This is a genomic window from Accumulibacter sp. (assembly GCF_032229525.1).
GTDB lineage: Bacteria > Pseudomonadota > Gammaproteobacteria > Burkholderiales > Rhodocyclaceae > Accumulibacter.
Window position 1 is genome coordinate 3,850 of the sequence record NZ_JAVTWB010000142.1, and the last position, 2,516, is coordinate 6,365.

At 57.8% G+C, this 2,516-nt stretch carries 2 protein-coding genes; both read left to right on the forward strand.

What is annotated here, in order from left to right:
• Positions 1-612 precede the first annotated feature (612 nt).
• Complete coding sequence (locus RUW20_RS10500) at positions 613-1,239, forward strand: XrtA/PEP-CTERM system exopolysaccharide export protein (protein WP_313952157.1); 627 nt, start codon at positions 613-615, stop codon at positions 1,237-1,239.
• Positions 1,240-1,351: 112 nt separating this feature from the next.
• A partial coding sequence (locus RUW20_RS10505) for an XrtA system polysaccharide chain length determinant (RefSeq protein WP_313952158.1) occupies positions 1,352-2,516 on the forward strand: 1,165 nt, incomplete at its 3' end.

Below are 2,516 nucleotides of genomic sequence, written 5' to 3' on the forward strand. Positions count from 1 at the left end.
GCTTCTCGGTGCCGAGCCCTGTGGAGGCGGTTCCTTGAACGAAAGCTTCGGTGTCCATCGGTCGGGGCCAGCAAAGGGCAGGCGGCGTCAGGTCGTTTCCGTTACGAGAATTCCGGGGGAACTCGTTGTTGGGCGGGAAGGCGCAGGGGGTAACTGGCGGTGGATATTTTTATCGCGATATATCAGTATGTTATAGAATTACCCGTCGTCTTGCATGGTATGGGGCTAAAGAAAAGCGGGGAAGTGTGCGTTATGTCTCTTGTTGGGCGCAGCGAAGCAAGTACTCTTGTTCCGTTCAAAACCTGTCGCCGACCATCGGCAGACGGCACGATGCCGGGGCCGATAGCAGGGCCTGCGGCGCCGGGGCGAGCAAGCTTGCTGTCCTTGGGGTGAATGCGTCGGCTTGCAGTTCTGCTTGTGCCAGTCGAGTACTTGATGTCGCGAGGGGGCGAATCTTGAACGAAAAGAGAGTATTGGTGGGCTTTGTGCATCCCTTTTGTGTGCCGGGACAATTCAACTATACTGTGGCGCGCTTGACGATACTCGTCAGCTCAATGTCTTCGGGATATGCCGCAACGCGCTTCCCGGCCGGCGACTAAAAAGGAGAGGATCATGCTTACACGCTTGCATCATGTGATCGGCGCCGCGTTTCGGTGGCTTGTAGTCGGCGTGCTGGGCGCGCTTGTTCTCGGCTGCGAATCCCTTCCGCCGGCGCCAACCGAAGCGGCATCGCCCGACTATCGCTATATCATCGGTCCTGGCGACAATGTCAGTATCAATGTCTGGCGCAACCCGGAACTTTCGATGTCGGTTCCCGTCCGCCCGGATGGCCTGATTGCCGGACCCCTGATCGAGGATATGCAGGCAATGGGCAAGACGCCCACGGCTCTGGCGCGTGATATGGAGAAGGCGCTGGGGACCTTCATTCGGGATCCCGTCGTGACCGTCATAGTGACCGGTTTCGTCGGCAGTGCGAGTGAGCAGATTCGGGTGATCGGCGAGGCATCCAGGCCGCAGGCGATTCCCTACAAGCAGAAGATGACACTGCTCGACGTGATGATCGTCGTCGGCGGGCTGACTGATTTTGCCGACGGCAATGGCGCGACGATCCTGCGTCCTTCAGAGGACAACAGACAGTACAACGTGCGCCTGAACGATCTGATTCGACGTGGCGACGTGTCGGCCAACGTGGATGTGAAGCCCGGCGACGTGCTGATCATTCCACAGAGCTGGTTCTGATCGACCTCGTGCTGGTCCTGTCGTGTCTGATTTCTCCTGCCTGTGGCATTACCGGATGTGGCGCACACCACACTCTTCCTGCAACCAAAATTACCGATAGAGTCTGAGTCCGATGGATGAACTGATTCGACAAGCGATGAGCATCCTGCGGGGCATGTGGATGCGTCGTTGGCTGGGGATTATTGTTGCCTGGGTCGTTGGAGTCGCCAGTGTGGTGACTGTCCTGGCCATACCCGACAAGTACGAAGCCTCTGCGCGCGTGTATGTCGATACCCAGTCGATCCTCAGGCCGCTGATGGCAGGTCTTGTCACGCAGCCCAATCTCGATCAGCAGGTCATGATGCTCAGCCGCACCCTGATTACCAGGCCCAACGTGGAAAAGCTGATCCGGATGGCCGACCTCGATCTCGCCATTAAGTCGAAGACGGAGAGAGACGCGCTGGTCGAAAACCTGATGGCATCGCTGAAGATCGTCAACACGACGCGTGACAATATTTACACCGTCAACTATCGGGATACGCAACCGGAGCATGCAAAGCGGGTGGTGCAGTCGCTGGTATCGATCTTCGTCGAATCAAACCTTGGCGACGCGCGCAAGGATTCGGCATCCGCCCGAAAGTTCATAGACGAACAGATCACCACCTATCAAAAGAAACTCGAAGAGGCCGAAGCGCGGCTCAAGGAATTCAAGCTGCGCAATCTGGCAACGCAGAGTACCGAGGGAAAGGATCATTTCAGCCGGATGAGCGAAACCGGCGCGATCCTTGAGCAGAGCAAGCTCGCATTGCGCGAGGCGGAGCAGTCTCGCGATTCGCTCAAACGCCAGATCCTGGGTGAGGAGCCGGTCTTCCTGCCGGATGCCGGCCAGGAGTCGATTTCTGGCGTATCGGTGCCCGAAATCGATGGTCGGCTGGACGCCATGCAGCGCAACCTCGACGCCATGTTGCAGCGGTTTACCGAAAAACATCCGGATGTGATCAGTGCGCGTCGGCTGATCAAGGACCTCGAAGACGAGAAGCGACAGGAGATCGCTGCCCGGCGCAAGGCCGCGTTCAACAATCCGGCGACGTCGGTGTCGAGCAACCCGGTACATCAGCAGATGAGAATTTCTGCCTCCCAGGCGGAGGCGAATGTTGCCGCCCTGCAAACCCGTGTCGCCGAATACCAGGCTCGCTACGACAAGATGAAAGAGGCGGTAAAGATGATGCCCCAGATCGAGGCTGAGTTTACCCAGCTCAATCGCGACTACGACATCAACAAGTCGAACTATGAACAAC